A 1,931-nucleotide genomic window follows, 5' to 3' on the forward strand; every position below is an offset into this window, starting at 1 on the left:
TACTGCCCCGGCAACGGGGTGGGAGAGTAGGACGCCGCCGGACAACCATCACCGGAACGGGGGTCAGAGCTGCGGCTCTGACCCCCGTTCCTTTTCGCATGGGCGGGCTCGAGAGCCGCAGCCATGACCCGCCCTAGAGCTCGACGACGAGGTGCCCAGCTGCCATGACAGGCCCGCGACGAAACTCCGACCGTCCGGACGACCGGCGTGGGGTCCGCTCGGGGGACCGCGCGGGGCGCGCCTGGTCCTCCCGCGGCGGTGACGAGCCGCGGCAGTCGGACCGCCGTCCCCGGCCCACTGGAACGCGACACGACCCTTCCCAGGAGGCCGGGCAGGAGGCCGGGGAGCGGCGCGAACGCCGTCCGTTCCGTGAGCGCGACGATCGTTCGCAGCCGGGATCGGGCGCGCCCGCCCGCTGGCAGGAGCGCCGTCGGCAGGGGGAGCGGTCATCGGGGGACCGGTCGCAGCGGTCGTGGCAGGAGCGCCGTCCGCAGGGGGAGCGGTCATCGGAGGGCCGGTCGCAGCGGTCCTGGCAGGAGCGCCGTCCGCGGGAGGGGACGCCGGGGGACCGGTCGCAGCGGTCCTGGCAGGAGCGCCGTCCGCGGGAGGGGACGCCGGGGGACCGGTCGCAGCGGTCGTGGCAGGAGCGCCGTCCGCAGGGGGAGCGGTCATCGGAGGGCCGGTCGCAGCGGTCCTGGCAGGAGCGCCGTCCGCAGGGGGAGCGGTCACCGGAGGGCCGGTCGCAGCGGTCGTGGCAGGAGCGCCGTCCACGGCGTGATCCCGGTGACGAACGGTCGGGCGGCCGCGGTGGCGTGCCTGCCCGGCAGGGGCGAGGCGCCCGGGCCGGTCGGCCGCAGGGGCCCGGCAGCGCGGCGGACTGGCGCGAACGACGGCCGCACCGCAGGTCGGAGGAGCAGCGGCCGTACGGAGACGACGCACGGTCGGACTGGCGGGAACGGCGGCCGGAAGGCGGTCGCTCTCGGCAACCGGCGGCTCAGGACAGCCGGGCGGACCGGCGTCCGCAGGGCGGGCGGCGTGACGACCGGCCATCCCGCGCGTCCGGCGGGTGGCGGGACCGCCCGGGTGATGACCGTCAGGGAAGCGGCGCGGGCCGCGGCGACGGGCGGGATCGTCGTCCGGAGCGGAACCGCGCGCCGGGTGAGCGTGCGGGGCGCGCGGCGGGTGACCGCCGCCCGGACGGCGGCGCCGGCCGGGGTGGTCGTCAGTTCGACGCCGGTCCCGCGCGCCCCGAGGCGCCCAGCGTGCCCGAGTGGGTGGACGTGAGCGAGCTCGCCCCGCCTGTCCGCGCGGCGCTCCGCGGGCTCGATCCGCGCAACGCCGAGCGCGTCGCCGGTCACCTGGTCGCGGCGGGCACGCTCGTGGACGAGGACGCGGATGCCGCGTTGGCGCACGCCCGTGCCGCCCGCGACCGCGCCTCCCGCGTGGCCGCGGTCCGCGAGGCCGTGGGTGTCGCGGCTTATCACGCCGGGGACTACGCGGAGGCGGCCCGCGAGCTGCGGGCCTACCGCCGCATGAGCGGGGACCGGGCATACCGCCCGGTGCTCGCCGACTGCGAGCGGGCGTTGGGCCGGCCGGAGATCGCCCTGCGCCTGGTCGCCGAGGCGCTCGCGGAGGGTCCGGACCCCGACGAGGTCGCGGAGTTGCGGCTGGTCGAGGCCGGGGCGCGCCGCGACCTCGGGGAGTCGGCCGCGGCCCGGCTCGTGCTCGAAGGGGCGCTCGGTGGCCGCGTCCGACCGCGAGACCTCGACCCGGCCGATGCCGGCCGGCTCCGCCTGGCTACCGCCTACGCGGATCTGCTGCGCGCGGAGGGCGAGGCCGAGCTCGCCGAGGAATGGACCGAGGCGGTCGCCGCCGCCGCTCCCGAGCTCCTCGGAGAGGAGCTCCTCGGCGTCGAGTTCGCCGAGGAGCCG

The 1,931-nt window shown here is 78.2% G+C and carries 1 protein-coding gene; it reads left to right on the plus strand.

Translation table 11 applies throughout. The features are described from left to right. Positions 1-1,262: 1,262 nt before the first annotated feature. A partial coding sequence (locus OF117_RS06440; RefSeq protein WP_318014223.1) for a hypothetical protein occupies positions 1,263-1,931 on the plus strand: 669 nt, incomplete at its 3' end.

The organism is Geodermatophilus sp. YIM 151500 (assembly GCF_025716945.1).
GTDB lineage: Bacteria > Actinomycetota > Actinomycetes > Mycobacteriales > Geodermatophilaceae > YIM-151500.